This window comes from Paraburkholderia sp. CI3 (genome assembly GCF_050436505.1).
Taxonomy (GTDB): domain Bacteria; phylum Pseudomonadota; class Gammaproteobacteria; order Burkholderiales; family Burkholderiaceae; genus Paraburkholderia; species Paraburkholderia tuberum.
The window spans coordinates 1,326,804-1,347,541 of record NZ_JBNDMI010000003.1 but is presented as its reverse complement, the minus strand read 5'-3'; the positions used below and the strand labels follow the sequence as shown (position 1 = coordinate 1,347,541).

21 protein-coding genes are annotated in these 20,738 nt (G+C 65.5%); 12 read left to right on the top strand and 9 right to left on the bottom strand.

Features of this window, described 5'->3' with window-relative positions; translation table 11 throughout:
* The first annotated feature begins 232 nt into the window (after window positions 1–232).
* Both OKW29_RS14830 and mctP read left to right on the top strand, forming a co-directional pair.
* Complete coding sequence (locus tag OKW29_RS14830; protein WP_090807102.1) at window positions 233–430, top strand: DUF3311 domain-containing protein; 198 nt, start codon at window positions 233–235, stop codon at window positions 428–430.
* Window positions 427–1,908: a monocarboxylate uptake permease MctP gene (gene mctP / locus OKW29_RS14825; protein ID WP_187631363.1), complete on the top strand. Its 1,482-nt coding sequence runs from the start codon at window positions 427–429 to the stop codon at window positions 1,906–1,908. Before OKW29_RS14830 ends, mctP begins: the two co-directional genes overlap by 4 nt.
* Window positions 1,909–2,085: 177 nt before the next feature.
* On the opposite strand, the gene OKW29_RS14820 is transcribed toward mctP, so the two are convergent.
* Window positions 2,086–3,318, bottom strand: a complete 1,233-nt coding sequence (locus OKW29_RS14820; RefSeq protein WP_429291580.1) for an NAD(P)/FAD-dependent oxidoreductase — start codon at window positions 3,316–3,318, stop codon at window positions 2,086–2,088.
* Window positions 3,319–3,572: 254 nt separating this feature from the next.
* Between OKW29_RS14820 and OKW29_RS14815 the strand changes: the two genes are divergently transcribed.
* The 4 genes from OKW29_RS14815 to OKW29_RS14800 are packed head-to-tail and all read left to right on the top strand — an operon-like array spanning window position 3,573 to window position 8,115.
* Entirely contained in the window at window positions 3,573–4,475 is a 903-nt protein-coding gene (locus OKW29_RS14815; protein ID WP_187631364.1) for a DUF3348 domain-containing protein, read from the top strand.
* Between the two features lie 10 nt (window positions 4,476–4,485).
* Window positions 4,486–6,843 (top strand): DUF802 domain-containing protein, encoded by a 2,358-nt coding sequence (locus OKW29_RS14810; protein ID WP_429291579.1) that lies wholly within the window; start codon window positions 4,486–4,488, stop codon window positions 6,841–6,843.
* Entirely contained in the window at window positions 6,840–7,490 is a 651-nt protein-coding gene (locus OKW29_RS14805; protein ID WP_429291578.1) for an OmpA family protein, read from the top strand. The genes OKW29_RS14810 and OKW29_RS14805 overlap by 4 nt, the downstream gene beginning before the upstream one ends.
* Window positions 7,483–8,115: a DUF2894 domain-containing protein gene (locus tag OKW29_RS14800; protein ID WP_429291577.1), complete on the top strand. Its 633-nt coding sequence runs from the start codon at window positions 7,483–7,485 to the stop codon at window positions 8,113–8,115. The genes OKW29_RS14805 and OKW29_RS14800 overlap by 8 nt, the downstream gene beginning before the upstream one ends.
* Window positions 8,116–8,162: 47 nt before the next feature.
* Here the strand turns inward: OKW29_RS14800 and OKW29_RS14795 are convergent, their stop codons facing one another.
* Both OKW29_RS14795 and OKW29_RS14790 read right to left on the bottom strand, forming a co-directional pair.
* A complete protein-coding gene (locus OKW29_RS14795) occupies window positions 8,163–8,423 on the bottom strand; it encodes a zf-TFIIB domain-containing protein (protein WP_429292508.1) in 261 nt (86 codons plus the stop codon).
* A 7-nt stretch (window positions 8,424–8,430) separates the two neighbouring features.
* Window positions 8,431–9,183, bottom strand: coding sequence for a TerC family protein (locus tag OKW29_RS14790; protein ID WP_429291576.1), 753 nt, complete (start codon window positions 9,181–9,183; stop codon window positions 8,431–8,433).
* 106 nt (window positions 9,184–9,289) lie between these two features.
* On the opposite strand from OKW29_RS14790, the gene OKW29_RS14785 reads away from it, so the two are divergent.
* Both OKW29_RS14785 and OKW29_RS14780 read left to right on the top strand, forming a co-directional pair.
* Window positions 9,290–9,937 carry a hypothetical protein gene (locus tag OKW29_RS14785; protein WP_429291575.1) on the top strand — a complete coding sequence of 216 codons (648 nt, stop codon included), beginning with the start codon at window positions 9,290–9,292 and terminating at the stop codon, window positions 9,935–9,937.
* A 182-nt stretch (window positions 9,938–10,119) separates the two neighbouring features.
* On the top strand, window positions 10,120–10,794 hold the full coding sequence (locus OKW29_RS14780; RefSeq protein WP_429291574.1) for an HAD family hydrolase: 675 nt from the start codon (window positions 10,120–10,122) through the stop codon (window positions 10,792–10,794).
* A 12-nt stretch (window positions 10,795–10,806) separates the two neighbouring features.
* Here OKW29_RS14780 and OKW29_RS14775 read toward each other — a convergent pair whose 3' ends face one another.
* Window positions 10,807–11,601 (bottom strand): hypothetical protein, encoded by a 795-nt coding sequence (locus OKW29_RS14775; RefSeq protein ID WP_429291573.1) that lies wholly within the window; start codon window positions 11,599–11,601, stop codon window positions 10,807–10,809.
* A gap of 607 nt (window positions 11,602–12,208) precedes the next feature.
* On the opposite strand from OKW29_RS14775, the gene OKW29_RS14770 reads away from it, so the two are divergent.
* The gene (locus OKW29_RS14770) at window positions 12,209–13,171 is read left to right on the top strand and encodes a response regulator (protein ID WP_184063064.1); all 963 of its coding nucleotides are present in this window, start codon (window positions 12,209–12,211) and stop codon (window positions 13,169–13,171) included.
* Window positions 13,172–13,212: 41 nt separating this feature from the next.
* On the opposite strand, the gene OKW29_RS14765 is transcribed toward OKW29_RS14770, so the two are convergent.
* Together OKW29_RS14765 and OKW29_RS14760 are read right to left on the bottom strand one after the other, a co-directional pair.
* Window positions 13,213–14,178, bottom strand: a complete 966-nt coding sequence (locus OKW29_RS14765; RefSeq protein WP_429291572.1) for an alpha/beta hydrolase — start codon at window positions 14,176–14,178, stop codon at window positions 13,213–13,215.
* 2 nt (window positions 14,179–14,180) lie between these two features.
* Window positions 14,181–14,708, bottom strand: coding sequence for a thioesterase family protein (locus OKW29_RS14760; protein WP_429291571.1), 528 nt, complete (start codon window positions 14,706–14,708; stop codon window positions 14,181–14,183).
* Window positions 14,709–14,962: 254 nt separating this feature from the next.
* On the opposite strand from OKW29_RS14760, the gene OKW29_RS14755 reads away from it, so the two are divergent.
* Entirely contained in the window at window positions 14,963–15,307 is a 345-nt protein-coding gene (locus tag OKW29_RS14755; RefSeq protein WP_429291570.1) for a DUF4148 domain-containing protein, read from the top strand.
* 424 nt (window positions 15,308–15,731) lie between these two features.
* Here OKW29_RS14755 and phnE read toward each other — a convergent pair whose 3' ends face one another.
* Genes phnE through phnC form a run of 3 tightly spaced genes read right to left on the bottom strand, consistent with a single transcriptional unit; the run spans window position 15,732 to window position 18,489 of the window.
* Window positions 15,732–16,571 (bottom strand): phosphonate ABC transporter, permease protein PhnE, encoded by an 840-nt coding sequence (gene phnE / locus OKW29_RS14750; protein ID WP_429291569.1) that lies wholly within the window; start codon window positions 16,569–16,571, stop codon window positions 15,732–15,734.
* Complete coding sequence (gene phnD, locus OKW29_RS14745; RefSeq protein ID WP_429291568.1) at window positions 16,568–17,545, bottom strand: phosphonate ABC transporter substrate-binding protein; 978 nt, start codon at window positions 17,543–17,545, stop codon at window positions 16,568–16,570. Before phnD ends, phnE begins: the two co-directional genes overlap by 4 nt.
* Before the next feature lie 59 nt (window positions 17,546–17,604).
* Window positions 17,605–18,489 carry a phosphonate ABC transporter ATP-binding protein gene (gene phnC / locus OKW29_RS14740; protein WP_429291567.1) on the bottom strand — a complete coding sequence of 295 codons (885 nt, stop codon included), beginning with the start codon at window positions 18,487–18,489 and terminating at the stop codon, window positions 17,605–17,607.
* Window positions 18,490–18,800: 311 nt separating this feature from the next.
* On the opposite strand from phnC, the gene OKW29_RS14735 reads away from it, so the two are divergent.
* Window positions 18,801–19,838, top strand: coding sequence for a M14 family zinc carboxypeptidase (locus OKW29_RS14735; protein WP_184063052.1), 1,038 nt, complete (start codon window positions 18,801–18,803; stop codon window positions 19,836–19,838).
* On the top strand, window positions 19,835–20,695 hold the full coding sequence (locus OKW29_RS14730; protein ID WP_429291566.1) for an alpha/beta fold hydrolase: 861 nt from the start codon (window positions 19,835–19,837) through the stop codon (window positions 20,693–20,695). The genes OKW29_RS14735 and OKW29_RS14730 overlap by 4 nt, the downstream gene beginning before the upstream one ends.
* Window positions 20,696–20,738: the final 43 nt, after the last annotated feature.

Genomic DNA, 20,738 nt, shown 5'->3' with positions numbered 1-20,738 from the left:
AAAAAGCCAGTCAACGGGCTACGTAATATTACGTAGACGGCTTACGTAGTTGCGCGCTTGAAAGCAAGCGCGCGAAGGCGAATACTACATGCCCGTCGCATACCGCGCCGCGCGAGACCTGGCGCTCGAGTGTGCGACGTTCCCCGGTCCTCCGCCTGACCTCAGGCAACCGGGCATTTGCGCGTCGGGCCACGAGCCATCGCGCACTGTCGATAATACTCAGGAGACGTTCGTGGAGACCTCCCCCTCGGCCGGCCGTTCATGGCTCTGGCTCATTTTGCTGATCCCTTATATCGCGCTGCTGTGGCTGCCGTTCTATAACGATACGCATCCGCCGCTCGCGGGCTTTCCGTTCTTCTACTGGTATCAGTTTCTGTGGGTGCCGTTGACCTCGCTGCTGATTTACATCGTGTATCGAGGTCTCAAATGAGCGATCTGAATCCTGTGAACCCGGTTGCGATGACGGTCTTCATCGCGTTCTTCGTGCTCGTCACGGTGATCGGCTTTTTCGCGGCGCGCTGGAAACGCGGCGATCTGACGCAGCTGCACGAGTGGGGTCTCGGCGGACGGCAGTTCGGCACGGTCATTTCGTGGTTCCTCGTCGGCGGCGATTTCTATACCGCCTATACCGTGATCGCGGTGCCCGCGCTCGTATATTCGGTGGGCGCGTATGGCTTCTTCGCGCTGCCGTACACGATCATCGTTTATCCGTTCGTGTTCGCCGTGATGCCGAAGCTGTGGAAGATTGCGCACGCGAAGAACCACATCACCGCGGCCGACTACGTGCACGGCGAGTACGGCGGCAAGTGGTTCCCGGCGGCCATCGCGCTGACCGGCATCGTCGCGACGATGCCGTATATCGCGCTGCAGCTGGTGGGCATGCAGGTCGTGATCAAGGGGCTCGGCGTCAGCGGCGAATTGCCGTTGATCGTCGCGTTCGTGATCCTCGCGCTCTATACGTATGCAAGCGGCCTGCGCGCGCCGGCGATGATCGCGTTCGTCAAGGACATCATGATCTATATCGTCGTGATCGCGGCGGTATGGCTGATTCCGGCGAAGCTCGGCGGCTATGGGCAAGTGTTCGCACTGGCCGATGCGCACTTCCAGGCGAAGGGCGGCGCGACCGGTATCCTGCTGAAGCCGAATCAGTACACGGCGTTCGCATCGCTCGCGCTCGGCTCGGCGCTCGCCGCGTTCATGTATCCGCATACGATGACGGCGGTGCTGTCGTCGGCGTCGGCAAAGACGGTGCGCAAGAACGCGATCTTCCTGCCTGCGTACACGGTGCTGCTCGGCCTGATCGCGCTGCTCGGCTATATGGCGATCGCCGCCGGCGTGAACGTGAAGTCGGCAAGCGACGTGGTGCCGACCCTGTTCCGCACGCTGTTCCCGTCGTGGTTCGTCGGTTTCGCGGCCGCCGCGATTGCGATCAGCGCGCTGGTGCCGGCCGCGATCATGTCGATCGGCGCGGCGAATCTGTTCACGCGTAATCTGTGGCGTCCGCTGGTGTCGCCGAACATCTCGCCCGAGGCGGAGGCAGCCAATGCGAAGATCGTTTCACTGGTCGTCAAGTTCGGGGCGCTGCTGTTCATCGTGTTCCTGCCGACGCAGTATGCGATCGATCTGCAACTGCTCGGCGGCGTGTGGATTCTGCAAATTTTCCCGGCCATCGTGTTCACGCTGTACACGCGCCGTCTGAACACGCCGGGTCTGTTCGTCGGCTGGCTCGTCGGTATCGTGCTCGGCACGGGCCTCGCGATTTCGCAAGGGCTCAAGCCGGTGTATGGCCTGCATTTCGGCCACGAGAACTATCCGCTGTATATCGGCCTGATCGCGCTCGTCGCGAATATCGTCGTGAGCTTCGCGGTGTCGGCAGTGTCGCCGCGACGGGCTGCCGTGACGGCCTGATCGACGGTTGTCCGGCTCGATGAAGAACGCCGCGGGGCCGTTGGCCCGCGGCGTTTTTTTAATTGCTTCGACGGCTGGTGGCTTGGTCGGAAGCGTGCCGTGAGGGTGGCTTTAGCGTGAGATGACGATAATTGCGCGATGAAGGCGGAGATTTCGAGCGGGCCTCAGACCATCCGGCTAAAACCGCTCGACTCGAAACGGCCGCGGATCGACCAGCGTCTGCTCGCCGGTCATCATCTCGGCGATCAGCCGCCCCGTCACCGGTCCGAGCGTCAGACCATGATGCGCATGGCCGAACGCGAACCACAGTCCCTGATGTTTCGTCGCGGGCCCGATGATCGGCATCATGTCCGGCGTGCACGGGCGGCGTCCCATCCACGGTTCGGCATCCAGACGTTCGCCGAGCGGAAACAGCGTGCGCGCGATCGGCTCGACCGCGTCGAGTTGCACCGGCGTCTTGGCCGCCTCGGGGCGCGCGATTTCGGCGCCCGTGGTCAAACGGATGCCGCGCGCCATCGGCGCGAGCACATAGCCGTGTTCGACGTCGAGAATCGGATGGTTGAGCCGCGCGCTCCGACGCGGCGCGTAGTGCATGTGATAGCCGCGCTTGACCGCGAGCGGCAGCCGATACCCGAGCCGCGTGCTGGCGCGATCCGACCACGGTCCGAGCGCGATCACCGCCGACTCGGCCGTGATCGCCCCGTCCCGCGTCTCGACCTGCCAGCCTTCACGCAGCGTATCGGCATCGCCGAAGAAGAACCGTCCGCCGAGCGCTTCGAAGTACCGCGCGTATGCGGTGACGAGCGCGTTCGGATCGCTGACCGAATCGGATTGCGGATAGCGCAGCCCGCCTTGCAGACGCTTGTCGAGATCGGGTTCGAGCTGTTGCAGGCGCGGCGCGTCGAGCGTTTCGAACTCGACGCCGTACTCGCGATGCCACTGTTCGGCGAGGGTGGTTTCGGCGTCGCGCGCGGCGGCATGGCGAAACACCTTGATCCAGCCGATCGGCCGCAGCAGCGCGCTGGCACCGGCATCCGCGGCAAGCGCGCGATGTTCGCTGACACAATGCTCGATCAGCGTCGCGTACGATTTCGCGATTTCCGCGTGCTTCGCCGGATGTGAGTTGCGCCAGTAGCGCCACAGGAACGGCGCAACCTGCAGCATCGCGTCGGCGTGATAGCGCACGTCGGGCGACTGGTTGCGCGCGTAGCGCAGCAGGGTGCCGAGCCCGCGCGGAAACGCGTACGGATAGACGCCTTCGCGCTGGATCAGCCCGGCGTTGCCGAACGAGGTCTCGTTGCCCGGCTGCTTACGGTCGATCAGCGCAACCGCGCGGCCGCGTTTCTGCAGATGCACGGCGACGCACACCCCGACAATGCCGGCGCCGAGCACCACGGTATCGAATTTCATGCTCCCTGTCCGCCTTGCGTGTGTTCTGTGTGTTGTCGACGCTTCGCCGTGTTCCAGTGCGCAGCGAGGCGTCAGCTTTCATCTTATACAGGGATAGGTCCGCTTCGCTATTGGCAAAAAAGCCGCGCTCGGGAAAACGCCCGAATGCCAGGTTCGATCGGGCAAAACCGTGTCTTTCGACGCACGATCGAGCGGGCGACTTCGGACTCGCTGGCGTCAGCGTGTAAACTGCTGACTTTTTTGCGTCCGGTGGTATGTTGCAAGCCCCTCAGCGCAGCGCCCTCACTGGGCCTGCGCTCGTTCGCTTACTGGCCCGTCTCGCCGAGGCCGACGTCGCCGAATCGCGACAATCGCTGGCGGATCGGCTGAGCCAGTGGCTCGGCTGGACCGACGCGATCGCGTTGTCGTCGGCGCTGGATGGCAAGCCGCCGTCCGTCGCTGGTGGCGCGCGCGCGTTCGGCCGTGCGGAAGAGGAAGAGTGCACGCGCGTGCGCCGCTCGCTGGTGAGCGCAATCGTGAGCGATAGCGTGCTCGCCGGCTCACGGCGGCGTGGCCCGTCGCCGTCGTCCGCCCGGATGTCGGCGCCGCGCGTGGCGGTCGACACGCAGGCCGACTACGCGGTGTTCCGACAGCGCTATCTCGCGCTTCAGCAGTCGATGGAAACGGCGATCGGCACGTTGCGTGGCCGGCTGCGCGCGCTGCTGGCGACGCAGGCGCCGTCGCTCGCGCGGCTCGCGGTCGTCGATGCGGTGATGGAGCGTGCGCTCGGCGAGCGCGAGCGGAGTTTGCTCGGCGCGGTGCCCGGATTGCTCGGCGGGCATTTCGAGCGCTTGCGCGAGGGTGAGAAGCGGAGGTTGGCGGAGGCGGAAGCAGCGGCCGAAGTTGCCGCCGATGCCGATCCCACGCGGCAGCAGTCGGCCGAAGTCGAAGCCGGCGCTGCAGCCATGCAGCTGGAAGCAGCCTTGGCTCACGTCAAAGCGAGCACCGCAGCCACGCGGCTCGCCAGGTCGACCGATGGCGGCAACGCTGCCGTGCCGCTCGCGTCCGAGGCGTGGCTCGACGTCTTCCGCAAGGACATGCAGAGCGTTTTGCTGGCCGAGCTGGATGTTCGTTTTCAACCGGTCGAAGGGCTGCTCGCGGCTCTTCGCGCCTGCTAACTGGGACCCCATGTCCAGATATCGTATCGATCTCGTTGTATTTCTCGCGGGGCTCTCCGCGGCGTGCTGGATCGCCGTCGGTTATGCCGTTTCCAATCCGCTCGCGTTCGTCGTCACGCTGCTGATCGGCGTCTTCTACGTGCTAGGCGCGCTCGAATTGCGCCGCTATGGTCAGGCGACCGCCACGCTGACAAGCGCGCTCGCCGCGTTGTCCGGACCACCGCCGAGCCTCGCCGCGTTTCTCGAAGCTGTCCATCCGAGTCTGCGCAATAGCGTGCGGCTGCGCGTCGAAGGCGAGCGCGTCGCGTTGCCGGGACCCGCGCTGACGCCGTATCTGGTCGGTCTGCTGGTGCTGCTCGGCATGCTCGGCACGCTGCTCGGCATGGTGATGACGCTGCGCGGCACCGGCCTTGCGCTGGAGAGCGCGAGCGACCTGCAGGCGATCCGCGCATCGCTGGCCGCGCCGGTCAAGGGGCTGGGCTTCGCGTTCGGCACGTCGATCGCGGGTGTCGCGACGTCCGCGATGCTCGGGCTGCTGTCCGCGCTGTCCCGCCGCGAGCGGCTCGAAGCGGCGCAACAGCTCGACGCGAACATCGCGACGACTTTGCGCGTCTACTCGCAGAGCCATCAGCGCGAAGAAAGCTTCCGGCTGCTGCAACGCCAGGCCGAAGCGACACCGCTGCTGGTCGAACGTCTGCAGACGATGATGAGCGCGCTCGAACAGCAGAGCGCCGCGTCGAACGAGCGGCAGATCGCGAGCCTCGACGCGTTTTACGGCCGCACCGAAGCCGCCTATCTGCGTCTCGCCGGTGTGATCGAGCAGTCGCTGAAGGACAGCGTGGCCGGCAGCGCGCAGGCCGCCGGCAAGGCCCTGCAGCCGGTCGTCGAAGCGACGATGGCCGGCCTCTCGCGCGACACCGCCGCGTTGCACGACGCGGTGACCCAGGCCGTGCAGCGCCAGCTCGACGGCATGTCGAGCGGCTTCGCGGCCACCAGCGCAAACGTCGCCGAGATTTGCCACAGCGCGCTCGCCGGACATCGGCAGGCGAGCGACGAGTTGGCTGCGCAACAGTGCGCTTCGGTCGAACGCGTTGCCGAAGCGTTCGAACAGCGCTCGCTCGCGCTGCTCGACGGCGTGTCCGCGCGGCTCGAAGCGACGGCGAGCGGCATCTCGCAGGCCTGGGGCGACGCGTTGGCTCAGCAGCAAAGCGCGGGCGACAAACTCGCCGCCAACAACGAACAGGCGTTGGCGCGCGCCGCCGCGACGTTCGAGCAGCATGCCGCGGCGTTGCTGAGCGCGGTCGGTAGCTCGCATGCGAACTTGCAGACCGAACTGAGCGCGCGCGACGAGCAGCGTTTGGGCGCGTGGGCCGAGGCGCTCGACGCGATGGGTGCGAAGCTCAGCGAACAATGGCAGCAGAGGGGTGCGCAAGCCGCCAGCCATCAGCAGCAGATCTGCGACGCGCTTGCGCAAACGGCACGCGATATCTCCATGCAGACGCAAACGCATGCCAGCGCGACGATCGCGGAAATCGATCGACTGGTTCAAGCCGCGGCTGAAGCACCGAAGGCGGCGACAAACCTGCAAGCCGAACTCGCCGCGCGCGACGAACAGCGCTTCGCGGCATGGACCGAATCGCTCGCCGCGATGACCGCAAAGCTCGACGAACAATGGCAGCAAACGGGTATGCAAACTGCGACCCGTCAGCAGCAAATCTGCGACGCACTCGCGCAAACCGCACGCGATATCTCCACGCAGACGCAAACGCATGCCAGCGCGACGATCGCCGAAATCGGGCGCCTCGTGCAAGCGGCGTCCGAAGCGCCGAAGGCCGCTGCCGAAGTCGTCGCGGAGCTGCGCCAGAAGCTCTCCGACAGCATGGTCCGGGACACCGCGATGCTCGAAGAGCGCAGTCGTCTGCTCGCCACGCTGGAGACGCTGCTCGACGCAGTCACCCACGCGTCGACCGAGCAACGCACGGCCGTCGATGCCTTGGTCTCGACGTCGGCGGGTCTGCTCGAACGCGTCGGCAATCGCTTCACCGAACACCTCGAGCACGAGACCGGCAAGCTCGGCACGGTCGCCGCGCAGGTCACCGGCAGCGCGGTCGAAGTCGCGAGCCTCGGCGAAGCATTCGGCGCGGCCGTGCACACCTTCGGCGAAGCGAACGACAAGCTCGTCGCACATCTCGAACGCATCGAAGCAGCGCTCGACAAATCGCTCGCGCGCAGCGACGAACAGCTCGCCTACTACGTCGCGCAGGCGCGTGACGTGGTCGACCTCAGCGTGATGTCGCAGAAGCAGATCGTCGAAGACCTGCAGTTGCTGGCCGCGCAGCGCGCGACCGCCGGAGCCGACGCGGTATGAGCGAGGACATCGACGGCGGCGTGGAAACCTCCGCGCCGATCTGGGCCGCGTTCGGCGATCTGATGTCGGTGCTGGTCGGCGCGTTCGTGCTGATTCTGGTCAGCGTGATCGGCGTGCAGCTCGAACTGTCGAGCAAGCTCGAGCAGGAGGTCAAGCAGCGCCAGGCTGAAACGCAGCGCCGCAAGACGCTCGAACAGGCACTCGCGGGACCGCTCGCGGCGGGGCGCGTGACGCTCGTCAATGGGCGCATCGGCATTAGCGGCAACGTGCTGTTCGCGCTGAACTCCGCCCAGCTGCAGCCTGAGGGTCGCGCGCTGCTGAAGAGTCTCGCCGGGCCGCTGTCCGCGTATCTGCGCGCGAGCGATCAGATTCTGATGGTCAGCGGCTTCACCGACGATCAACGCCTGCGCGAAGGCAATCGACGCTTCGCCGATAACTGGGAGCTGTCGGCGCAGCGCGCGTTGACGGTCACGCGCACGCTGATCGACGAGGGCGTGTCGGCGTCGTCGGTGTTTGCGGCGGCGTTCGGCTCGGAGCAGCCGGTCAGTTCGAATGCCGACGAACCCGGCCGCGCGAAAAACCGCCGCGTCGAAATCGCGCCGGTGCCGCGGCCGTCGAGTGCGGCGGCGGAGAAGTCCGGTGCTTGACGACGCGATCCACGCGGCTCGCGCGAGGCTCGATGCATGGCGCGCGAGCGGCGCGGCTCGGCTCGATCCGGTGCGCTTTCATCTGCTCGACGCACTTACGCGGCGCGCGGCACAGCACGGCGGCGAGACGCGACGAGTGCTCGAGCAACGATTGGCAGGACTGCTGGCCGAATATACGGCCGAGGTCGAGCGTGCCGCTGCGGACGAGAGCGCGTCGCAAGCCACGTCCGGTGAAGCCCACGCGGCCAACGACGCCACGCTCGCGGCGCTGATCGAACGCCTCGCCCGCCACCACGCGCGCGCCGATGCGCCGCACGCCGCCGCCTATCCCGATCTGCCCGCAGTCGACTACTTCCGCGAAGTCTGGTCCAAACTGCGCACCGAAAAGCAGTTGCGCCAGTCGCTCGCGCAGGTGCCAGGCAACGCGGGACCGCTCAATTCGAGCAGCCTCGTACATCGCGCGCTGTCGTTGATGCGCGAGCTGTCGCCGGAATATCTGAAGCAGTTTCTGTCGTATGTCGATACGCTGTCGTGGCTCGAGCAGATGAACGGCGGCGCACCGCTCGAGAAGGAAGCGCCGCGCGCCGCGACGACCGGCAAGGGCGCTCGCAAGAAGGCGCGCTGATGCGCTAACGGCGGCTGGGATTTGCGTGCGCCAAGCCGCCGAAGCGTTCAGTCGAAGTCGAACACATCGAAAATCGAGCGCTTCTTTTGATACCCGCGATGTTCGTCGCGACGCTCCTCGTAACGCTGCCGCTCGCTTTCCAGGGCACGCTCGCCGCGCCGCGAGCCGTCGCCGTCATCCTGCGCAATCAACTTGTCCAGTTCGCCGCGATCGAGCCATACGCCTCGGCAGTCCGGACAGTAATCGATTTCGATCGAGCGGCGCTGGCTCATCAGCAGATCGGTCGTTTTGCAGACTGGGCATTTCATCACGGCATCACTCCTCGCTGCTTGCCAGACGTTTCGTTTTCGCGCGCCGCGCGAGCATGTTCATCGCCTCGACGAACGCGGAAAACGCCATCGCCGCATAGATATACGCCTTCGGAACGTGCGAGCCGAAACCATCGGCGATCAGTGTCATGCCGATCACGAGCAGGAAGCTCAGCGCCAGCATCACGATGGTCGGATTGCGATCGATGAAGCGCGCAAGCGGCTGCGCCGCGAACAGCATCACCATGATCGACACGATCACCGCGATGAACATGATCGGCAGGTGCTCGGTCATGCCGACCGCGGTGATGATGCTGTCGACGGAAAACACGAGGTCGAGCAGGATGATCTGGCCGATCGCGGCCGCCACGGTCAACTGCACGGTCGAGCTGGTTTTCGCGGCGAGTTCGTCATCGGGGATCATGTGCTGACGGATTTCGGTGGTCGCCTTCCACACGAGGAACAGGCCGCCGCCGACGAGGATCAGATCGCGCCACGAAAAGCCATGATCGAACAGCGTGAACGCGACCGCGGTCAGCTTCGTGATCCACGCGATGGTGCCGAGCAGAAGCAGCCGCATCACCAGCGCGAGCAGCAGCCCGATGCGCTGCGTGCGTGCGCGTTGCGCTTCCGGCAAGCGGTTGCTGAGGATCGAAATGAAGATCAGGTTATCGATGCCGAGCACGATCTCCATCACGATCAGCGTGACGAGCGCGGCCCACGCGGCGGGATCGGCAACGAGTGCGAACAGGGAGTCCATGAGGTGGCGGAATCGAGTGCGCCGCGAGCGGCGGAACAGCCATCATGGGCCTATTCGCGGATCGAATGAACCAGTCGTTTCGGATTTTTCGAAGTATCGGATCAGCATGCTCAACTATCGTCACCTGTACTACTTCTGGATCGTCGAGAAGGAGGGCGGCTTTGCGCGAGCGGCCTGGCGCGGCGTCGCGATGACCGAGGCCGGCGAGCAGGCGTTCGATCGCGCGGAGCAAATCTTCCAGCTGGGCGAGGCGTTGCTCGACGAGATGCGCGAAGCGAGCGGCGCGGACTCGGTGCGGCTCGCGGTTGGGCTGTCGGATGGGATTTCGAAGCTCGCCGCGCATGCGTTGCTCGCGCCGGTGCTGGCCACGCCGTCGCTCAGGCTGCTGTGTCACGAGGGGGAGCCCGCGCAGCTGTTGTCGGAGCTTGCGCTGGCTCGGCCGCGCGGACGGCGTGATCGAGGAGATTCACGCAATCCGCTCGCGACGCGGCCAGCATCATGCGCTCGCGTCGCAGGTGATCGCGGCGGCGCAGTCGTGAGGGCATCGCACTGTCGCGGCGCGCCACGCCTGCGCCGCGCGAGATCAGAACGCGTGACGCATGCCCACCGTCACCGCGACTCGCGTATTCGTCGACGACGGCGGCAGCGTGTTGATCATCGCGTGCGACAACACCGAATCGGCCGGCGGGCCCTGCGCGTACGAAAGGCCGAAGCCGTACGAGCGGTTGTTCGCGAAGTTGCCGGCCTTTGCTGAACGAGTACATCGTCTCGAACGTGAGACCGTGGTAAAGCGAAATCGGGGCAAATACGCGCCCATCTGTGGGAATTTGCGCACATCGTGTAGAGACCGTGAGCGTCGTCAAGGGCGACGATCCGCCCTGGCCGTTTCATCGACACATGGCATAGTGATTGAACCCATCATCACCGGAGGCCGGCATGCGCATCCAGACATCCTTTCTTTTCGACCTCGACGGCACGCTCGTCGACAGCGTCTATCAGCACGTGCTGGCGTGGAAAGAGGCGCTCGACAGCGAAGGTATCCCGCTGTCCGTCTGGCGTATCCATCGCAAGATCGGCATGAGCGGTGGGCTGTTCACGGACCAGTTGCTGCGTGAGACACACGGCGAGATCAGCGTCGAACGCGCCGAACGGCTGCGGCACGCGCATGCCGCCGCCTATCAGCGGATGCGCGCCCAGGTCTGTCCGCTGCCGGGCGCGTGCGAACTGCTCGACGCGCTGACCCAGGCCGGCACGCCGTGGGCCGTCGCGACGAGCGGGCGGATGGAAACCGCCGCGCTGAATCTGGCGGCGCTCGGCGTCGATCCGGCAAAGGCGGTCGTCGTCACGCGCGACGACGTCAAATACGCGAAGCCCGATCCCGACCTGTTCCTCGCCGCGGCCGAGCGGCTCGGCGTGTCGATCGAGCACACGGTCGTGGTCGGCGACAGCATCTGGGACATGCTTGCGGCCCGCCGCTGCCGCTCGCTCGGTGTCGGCCTGCTGTCGGGTGGCTATGGCACCGAGGAACTGGAGCGCGCGGGGGCGTTGCGCGTCTACGACGATCCGGCCGATCTGCTCGCGCACCTCGACGAGGTGGCATCGCGGCCGTGAGCCCCGCGTCGCTCAGGGTTTGATGAAGGGCGGCTCCGCGGCGGGCTGCGTCGGTCCCACCTTCGACGATTCGCGGACGAGCCGATCGGTCATCGCCGACGCGACCGGATTCGTGCCGCGGCCGCTACCCGCGCCAGCCCCCGGGGGATTGGCAGACTGCAACGGCACGGTGACGCCGGACGGCATCGGCAGCGACGGGTCGGGTTTCGCCGATTCCTTGACCAGTTGGTCCGTCAGCATCGCGGCGACCGGGTTGGCGCCATTCGCGTGCGTGTCGTCGCGCCGGCGGGCATGGGTCTGGTCGATGCGCGGCCCGTACTGCGGCCTCGGTTGAGCTTTTTGCTGCGCGTACGACTGCGACTTCGAGGGGGCGTGCGCGTCTGCGGCCGGATTAGCCGCGGGCGGCGCCGCGTTATCGATGCGGCCGCTCGCGGTCTGACTCGACTGGGGCGTGACGCTCGGCACGGGCGCGGCCGCTGTGGCGGGCAGGGACGGGGCGGGGGCGGGCGCCGCAGCAGGTGCCGCAGCAGGCGCCTGAGCGGCTCCCGGAGCCGGAGTGGCCGACTCCATCTGCGGCAGCGCCGATTGCGGCGCGGGCGGACTCACGGGTTGCGCAGGCCTCACGCTGGCGCCAGCGGCACGCGTCGCATCGGTCTGCGGTTCCGACTCCACCGCGCCGGTGACGCTGCGGGTCACCGCGCCGGTCACGGCCGGCGCCTGATCGTCCCTGGGGTACAGCAGATAACCGGCGACGCCCGCATCGACCACGAGCAGCCCGACTATCATCATCTTGCCGGTATTCGTCATATCTAAGCAACAACCATTAAGCAACTGCGATTGACTGATGATAAACGACCATTTCGACATCGACGCTTCTTGTGGGCATATTGCGGCGCGTCACGATGATTGATGTCCGAACGGACCTGGCACGAACGGCGCGCGCTTGCCGCTAAAGCCATTCGCCGGCACGACGGAAGCGGACATTTTTTCCGCGTGCCCGCGATTTTTTTTCGACCAGTTAGTCCCCCGCAATTGCGCGGCCGGCGCGTGCAGGAATGCGATTTAAGTTGTGCCGCCAATGCGCGGAGCCTGTACTATACGAACCATTGCAGACGACCGGCAGCCACGGTTCGATTATCCGGCATGTGAAAGCGACTTGCAGCGACTGGCTCGCAGCGCACATGCCGGCAGGCCCGCGCCAGGCTGCGCCACCCGAGACGCGCGAACAGCGTCGATAGCGGCGCGAACAGCGACGGCAGGCGGTCACCGGTAGTAGCGACAAGACCCCATTGATCATGCGGACCCGCGGGCGAGGCATCGCCCGGCATTCCTTGGGCAGTCGCCTGGCGAAACGTCAGATCGACCGACCGGTCGGTCGAGGGCCTTCGCGGCGGCGTGAGAAACACGTGAAGATATGAACAACTTTATTCGACCTCCCGTTTTTTATCCGTCCACAGTGGTTTTCGTCGACGACAACGACAGCTACCTCGACGCGCTCCGCCGTTTCTTCCCGGGCACCTACACGAACCTGTTTTTCACGCGTCCGCAAGCGGCCCTCAACTATATCCGCCAGCACGCACGCGAGAATTCGCTCGAATTCGCGGCAGCGTCGGCGTGTCTGAGCGAACCGGGCGTCGAGCGCTTCGTCGAGACCTCGGCGGAGCGCGACATCGTCGCGCAGCCGTCGCGCTTCGAGGAAGTGGCGGCGGTCGTCGTCGACTACGACATGCCGGGCATCGACGGCGTCGAGTTTTTGTCGTCGATCTCGCACCTGCGTTGCGCGAAGGTATTGCTCACCGGCGTCGCCGATGAAACCGTCGCGGTGAAGGCCTTCAACGCCGGCATCGTCGACCTGTACCTGCGCAAGACCGACGCGGATTCGGCCAATCGCCTCACGCACTTCCTGAAGGACGCCAAAAGCCGCCATTGCGCGGAGTCGGGCTGGCTTGCGCTCGGCGAAAACGGCATGACCTACTGCGATCCGCGCACGCGCAAGATGATCGACGAAGTGGTGGCCGCTCAGGGCATCGTCGAGTATTACTGGCGGCCCGAGCAGAACGTGATCCTGATGTTCGACGCCGCGGGCAACCCGAGCGTGTTCGTCGCGTGGGCCGAGAACGACTGGATCTCGCAGGGCGAGATCGTCGCCGACGAGGGTGGCCCGTCCGACCTGCTGCGCCAGCTCGCCACGCGCGAGGTGATGCCGCTGTTCTGGCCGGACCTCGCGTATCGTGGCGGCATGAAGTTCCGGTCGCTGACGCCCCAAAGCATTCCTGGCTGGGACGACGCGTTCTTCGGCTGGACCCGCATAGAGCCGGCTGAAGTCGGCCTCGATCTCGTCACGTTCGCGCAGTGGCGCGGCGACCGCAATCGCTGAGCCGCAATAACGCGCCGGGCGCGGCGGTGCATATCGCCGCGCTAATGGCGTGCGTTTTCGCGGAGAAATTCGCATACAGCCCTGTGCATGGCCTGCACGCCGGGGCTTGTTTCAAGCGCGCGCCAGCATCCATGCACGAGCCCCGTGCCGACCAGCAGCCGGGCATCTCCACCAGCTTCGCGAATTCGCTCGACGAACACGCGCGCGTCGTCGCGTAGGGGATCGTGCTCGGCGCCGATGGCAAGCGTCGGCGGCAGCCCGTCGAAGCGGGTTGCGGCGAGCGGGATCGTCCACGCGGGGCCGGGCGTTGGGTCGGCTTCCTCTCCTTTTCCCCAGTAAGCGTCGCGAAACTTATGCACGTCCGCGAGCGTCAGCATCGGCGCATCGGACTCGGTGTCGCGCGCGGGCAATTGCGGCTCGGTGCCGAGCATGGGATAGACGAGCGCGATGCCGCGCACGCTGCTCGCACATTCGTCACGCAGGCGTAGCGCGACGCTTGCCGCGAGCGTGCCGCCGGCGCTATCGCCCGCGAGTTGCAATGCGGCGCGCTCTGGGAGGTCGAACGGCAGGCGGTGGTTCAACGCGGCACGCGTGATCTCGAGGCAGTCGTCGTGCGCGGCCGGCACGCGATACTCAGGCGCGAGCCGGTAGTCGACCGCGATCACGTCGAGGCCGGTGTCGGCGGCGAGGCGCGCCGTCACCATCTGATGACTGTTCAGCGAGCCGAGCACGAAGCCGCCGCCATGAAAATACAGCACCGTGCCGCGGATCGTGCCGTGTTCGCTTGCCTTCGCTGGATGCCGGTAGAGCCGTAGCGGGATCGCATGGCCCGCGTCGGTGCGAAAGCTTGCGTCCCGTGTGGTGAGTTCGCTGGGCAGTGGCGGCGTCAACGTCGCGGCGTAACGGTCATACAGCTCGCGCTGCTCGCGCGGCGTCATCGCCGCGTGATGCGACGGATAGAGCGCGCTCGCTCGTTCGATAAAGGCGGCGATTTCCGGCTCGAGCATGGTCACTCCGTTTGAGTAGTGTTTCCCGTTTGCACTGCGCATGGCAAAGCGATCACACGTCCCGCGAAACGCGCCGGCGGCAATGCCGCATGGGCTTGCGCGAGTTCGTGTACGCGCGCTTTGACGTCCGGATCGAAAGCAACGCCGCGCGGTCCGCTGGTATCGACGTGCAGCAGCATCTGCTCGCCCGCGGCGACGGGGCCGGTGCGTTGGCTTTGCGTCGTGTCCAGCGCAAACATTTCGAAGTACACGTGAATACGTTTCGCGTCGCAGCCGAGCACGCGCATGTCGACACGCACCTGCTTGCCTTGTTTGATTTCATGCAGATAGTTGAGATGCGCCTCGAGCGTGTAGATCGATCGATGCCGCTCTTTGCGCACCGCATCGGGCAGGCCGATCAGATCGATCAGCCCGTCGACCGCAAGACTGAAGATCAGCAGGTAGAACGCGTCGCGCATGTGGCCGTTGTAATCGACCCATTCGGCGCGCACGCCGTCGCGGTAAGAGGGCAGGGCAACGGGATGCGACATGAGCGTCTATCTCCTCGATCGAATGCGATGGCTGCGGCGCGTCGTTGGGCGTTATCAGTGTAGTGCATCGCGTTGAGGCTGCGCCGGAACGTGGTGGCCTCGAATTGTGGCCGCTATAGCAACAGTGAATTCATGGTTCAGGGCTTACTACGTGGCTCGACCGGCTTCTAAACTGCCTTAACCGCTGCGGATGGCCGATGGTCGCACCAGGCTCCGCGGCAATCGCATGAAGCCATCTCGGGAGGTTGGAAATCATGAAGTCCATCAGGTCGCTGATCGAAGCAGGGGCTATCGCCGCTCTCGTTGCCGCGCCGCTCGCGGCGTTTGCCCAGTCGAATCCGGCCGATCAGCCGCTCGCGCGCGCCCAGGTCCGCGCCGAGCTGATTCAGCTCGAAAAGGCGGGTTACGATCCGTCCAATGCGAACGTGATCGACTATCCGGCCGATATCCAGGCGGCCGAAGCAAAGGTCGCGGCGCAAAACCAGGCTGCGCAGAATAGCGGCTACGGTGCGCCGTCGAATGGCTCGTCGCAGCGCAGTGGCCGCACCGATTTCGCGCCGACTTCGTATTCCGTGCCGGTGGTGAATTACACGCGTTGATTGCAGCGTGTACAACTAACGTCACTTCCGAAGCGCAGCAACGCGACGCCGTCGAATCTGACGAGCGGCGCGGTCGACAGCACGGGCTGAGGCTTCAGTTCACCGTTCGTCGTGAGCCCGACGGGCGCGGGCACTGACCAGCAGCGCATCCTCGGTGCGGGCCACGCGGCCAGCGCCGGCAGCGGCAGCAAGAAGGCCGGAATGGCGGAGTGGATGATCGAAGCGAAGGGGCTTTGTGCGGTGGAACGCGGCGGTATGAGGCGCGGAAGAAGTGTTGGCATTGCCCGGTGATCGAGATCACCCCCCCTGCAGCACCGAGCGCAGGTGACGCGGAAAAAAACGGGCGGAGCGGCAGTGCGCTTCGCCCGTGGTGTCAGCTTTGAATCCGGCTGCTCAGTGCCGCGCGCGCGTACGCGCGCCATCCTCAGATCACCCGTTCACGCAGCCACGCCGAGCCGAGATCGATCACCGTCACGACGACGATCACCATGATCATCACCGCGGCCGTCTGCGCATAGTTGAACGAGCGGATCGCTTCGTACAGCACGACGCCGATGCCGCCCGCGCCGACCATGCCGACCACCATCGCCGAGCGCACGTTCGACTCGAAGCGATACAACGCGTACGAGATCCACAGCGGCAGCACTTGCGGCAGCACCGCATAGACGATTTCGTCGAGGCGCGTCGCGCCGGTTGCGCGCACGCCTTCGGCCGGACGCGGATCGATCGCCTCGGCCGCTTCTGCGAACAGTTTGGCGAGCACGCCCGTCGTATGTACCCACAGCGCGAGCACGCCGGCGAACGGCCCGAGGCCGACCGCGACGATGAACAGCATCGCGAAGACCATTTCGTTGATCGCGCGGCACGCGTCCATCAGGCGGCGCATCGGCTGCACGACCCACTGCGGCGCGAGATTGTGCGCGGACATCAGGCCGAAAGGCACCGCGCAGACGAGGGAGAGCGCGGTACCCCAGATCGCGACCGCCAGCGTCACGTACATCTCGTGCACGTAGCTGCGCCACTCGGTGAAGTCGGGCGGGAAGAAGTCCGCGGCGAACTGGCCCATGTTGGCCGAGTCGCTCAGCAGATCGAGCGGCCGCATGTCGGCGCCGTGCCACGCGCCGCCGAGTACCGCGAGCACCGCGATCCAGCCGAGCAACGACCACCAGTTGCGCTTGCCGGCACGATCTTTATCTTGCGCCGTCCGCGCGGCGGCCGCTTCGCTCGCGCACGCGGGCGACGTGCTCAGATCGGCGGAGTTCATTGCTTCGACTGTGCGTTGTTGAGCGCGCTCAGCTTCGCGTCGAGAGCGGCCAATTGCGTCTTGCGGTCGCTATCGGACAGATGTGCATCGTTCTCGATCTTCTGCTTCTGCTGGAACAGCACGATCTCGCGAATCGGCAGCAGTTGCCGATCCGACGATGCCTCGAAGCCGCTGTACTCGGTGATGCCGGCCATCACCGCTTTTTCGTGCAAATCGGTTTTCGCGTAGTTCAGGAAAAACTTGCGCAGCTTGTCCTTCGTCGCTTCCGGCAGATCCTTGCGCCACACGAGCGGGTCCGAAGGAATCAGCGGCGAGGTCCACAGCACGCGCACCTGCGCGAACTTGTCCGGATGCTCGCGCTTCAGCGTTTCCATCATCATGCTGTTGTTGGTCGCGATGTCGATCTTGTTGTTGACGACGGCCAGCAGATTCGCTTCGTGGCTCGACGGCAGCACGCTCTTGAACGACGTGTAGACCGGCGCGTTGTGCTTCGCGAACAGGTAGTAGCCAGGCACCAGCGTGCCCGACGTCGAGTTCGGATCGCCGAACCCGAGCGTCACGCTCTTCGTGTCCTTGAACACGTCGTCGAGCGTCTTGAAGCGGCTGTTCACGTTGGTGATCAGCAGCGAGTAGTAGCCGCTGTCGCCGTTCGCGTGCTGCGCTTTCGCGAATACTTCGCCATTCGAACGATCGACGGCTTCGATCGCCGACGCGTTGCCGAAATAGCCGACCTGCACCTTGTTGAAGCGCATGCCTTCGATGATGCCCGCGTAATCGGTCGCGAAGAATGCCTTCACGTTCAGGCCGGTCTGTTTCTTCATGTCATCGATCAGCGGTTCCCAGCGTTGCTTGAGCACCGCCGACGAATCGGTCGAGATGATCCCGAGGTTGATGTCCTCGGCGTGGGCCGCGGTGATGCAGGCGAAAGCGGCAGCGCCGGCCGCGAGCGTGATCAGGGAGCGCAGGAATTTCATCAGTTGAGATCCGGTTGAGTGGACGGAGAGAATCAAAAGCGCGCGATAGCGTGCGTGGTTCAGTTCGACGGCGCAGCGTTCAACGCGAACGCGTAGCGCGCGGCGGCGGTGTCGGGGGCGTCAGGCTCGTCGTGAGTTTCGTCTGCGTCGTGCGTCGCGTCGTCGAGCAGTTCGCGCGCATCGCCGCCGTAGAGTTTCTTTAGCAGCGCCGGTGTCAGCGCACTGGAAGGGCCGTCGTAGACCACCTTGCCGCGACGCAGCGCGACCGTGCGCGGGCAGTACTGCATCGCGATGTCGACCTGATGCAGCGACACCAGCACCGTGATCCGGTGCTCGACGTTCAGCGCTTGCAGCATGTCCATCACGCGGCGCGACGACTCGGGATCGAGCGAGGCGATCGGCTCGTCGGCGAGCACGATTTGCGCACGTTGCACGAGCGCCCGTGCGAGCGCGGCACGTTGCTGTTGACCGCCCGACAGGTTCGCGGCCCGCTCGCGCGCATGTTCGCCGATCCCGACCTCGTGCAGCGCGGCCCGCGACAGCGCGCGTTCCGCGCGCGGGAAGCGGCCGGAGAGACGCCGCCACCACGGCAGGCGCGCGAGCGCGCCGATCAGCACGTTGGTTTCGACCGACAGCCGGTTCACCAGATTGAACTGCTGGAACACGAAGCCGATGTCGCGGCGAATGCTGCGCACCTCGCGCACGATGCGGCCGTTCTGCTGGATCGGCCGGCCGAGAATCTCGATTTGCGACGGCTGCGCGTCCGACGCGGTAAAGCCCGCGATAAGCCGCAGCAACGTCGATTTTCCCGAGCCGGACGCGCCGATCAGCGCGACCATTTCACCGGGCGCGACGCGCAGATCGATTTCGTCGAGCGCTTTGCGGCCGTTACCGAACGTCTTGCTCAAACGCTCGATTCGAATAGCTTCATGGATCGCTTCCATCTGTATTCCCTCTTGCATCCGGCCACTGCCGGCAGGTGTGGGCACATTCTAGGAAGCGACTGTGACGGTTGAGTGAAGGCATCGCAACGTCTAGACGACTACATCTTTATGCGTCGCGTTTTCCGCTGTGTCATGTGTCGTCAGGATGGCAAAACGAAGTCAGAGCGAAGTCAGTGATTCGAACGAAAAGTGACATACGGATGACACGATTCGCGTGCAGACGTGCGCGCTCGCGCGTGCTGACACACAGCCAGGCTATAGTGCGGGTTTTCCGGCCGTCCTTAATAATCCGACACTCCGGTCACGCCGTCATGCCGACTCCTTTGAGCTTTCTTCCGGACAGTTTTGCCGAATATGAAGATCTCAAGTCGATACTCGACCAGGGCAGGGCGAGCTTCGAAATCCGCGCGGTCTGCGAGACCGAGGTACGCGGCCGGCGCTTTTCGATCTACACCGCGAGCATCGGTTCATCCGATCCGCTCGCGCCAGCCATTGGCTTTTTCGGCGGCATTCACGGGCTTGAGCGAATCGGCTCGCAACTCGTCCTCGACTATATGCGCGCGCTGCTCGCTCGGCTCGAATGGGACGAATTGCTGGTGCGGCAATTGCAGTCCATCCGGCTGATCTTTTTACCGATCGCGAATCCCGGCGGCATGTGGGCAGCGACGCGCGCGAATCCGCGCGGCGTCGACCTGATGCGCAACGCACCGCAAGACGCCGACGCGCGCGTGCCGCTGCTGGCGGGCGGCCAGCGCGTCGGCGCGTGGTTGCCCTGGTATCGCGGCCGCGCGGGCGAGCCGATGGAGGTCGAGGCGGCCGCGCTGCTGCATGTAGTCGAGACGCAGCTCGCCGCGCGGCCGTTGAGCATCGCGCTCGATTGCCATTCCGGCTACGGCTGGAGCGACAGCATCTGGTTTCCGTACGCCCGAACCCGCCGGCAGATGCGGCATCTGCCCGAAATGTACGTGTTGAAGAGCATGTTCGAACACGCGCATCCGCATCACGGCTACACGTTCGAGCCGCAAAGCCATCAGTATCTGGTGCACGGCGATCTGTGGGACTACGCGTATGACCGCACGCCGGCGCCGAACGTCTTTCTGCCGATGACGCTCGAACTCGGCTCGTGGCTGTGGATCAAGAAAAACCCGCGGCAGTTGTTTTCGCGGCAGGGCATGTTCAATCCGGTCATGGAGCATCGCACCGCGCGCGTGCTGCGGCGCCATGCGAACCTGTTCGACTTCCTCGCGCGCGCGGCGTTTTCGGCGCAGCGCTGGCTGCCGCAAGGCAACCGTCGCGAGCAGTTGCTGCAAAGCGCGCTCGATCACTGGTACAGGCCGGATCGCGTATGAGCACATGGATTCTGCTGCGCGGACTGACGCGGGAAACGCGGCATTGGGGGCGCTTGCCGGCGGCGTTGCGCGAAACCCTGGGTCAAATTTCGGGCGATCGCTTGCGCGAAGCAACCCCAGCCGCAACGAGCACGACCGGCTTGCGTTTGCTGCTGCTCGATCTGCCTGGCAACGGTGAATACGTGCGGCGGCGCGCGCCCGCGAGCGTCGCGGGCATGGTCGCATTCGTGCGGCAGGCAGCGCTCGAAACGGGTGTGCCGGGCCCCTACAACTTGCTCGCGATGTCGCTCGGCGGCATGGTCGCGACCCACTGGGCACAGCGTCATCCCGGCGAGATCGAACGGCTCGTGCTGATCAATACGAGCATGCGGCCATTCAGCCGCATGCACGAGCGGCTGCGGCCGTCGGCGTGGCCTGGTCTGCTTGGCGTCGCGGCGCATTGGAGCGATGCCGCCGATGCCGAGAGCGGCATCCATCGACTCACGTGCAATAACCTCCACACCTTGGGCGCGGATCTCGCTGCCTGGACTGCGATTCGCCGCAGCGCGCCGGTGAGCCGCGCGAATGCGCTGCGGCAATTGTGGGCGGCCGCGTGCTTTAGCGCGGCGCCCGCCGCGCCGGAGTGTGCACTGCTGATTCTGTCGTCGGAAGCCGATGGGCTCGTCAACCCGGTCTGTTCGGCGAAGCTCGCGGTGGCGTGGGGCGCGCCGCATCGCAAGCATCCGTGGGCTGGCCACGATCTACCCCATGACGATCCCGCGTGGACGGCCGCGCAGATTCGCGCGTGGCTCACCCAGCGCGCCGAGAATAGCGATGCGGCCGCGCCGGCACCGGCGCCCGCAAAGCCCGCGCGTTGAGCCGCGCACGGCGTTGCCGCGCCGCAGCGATGCCAGGGCCTGG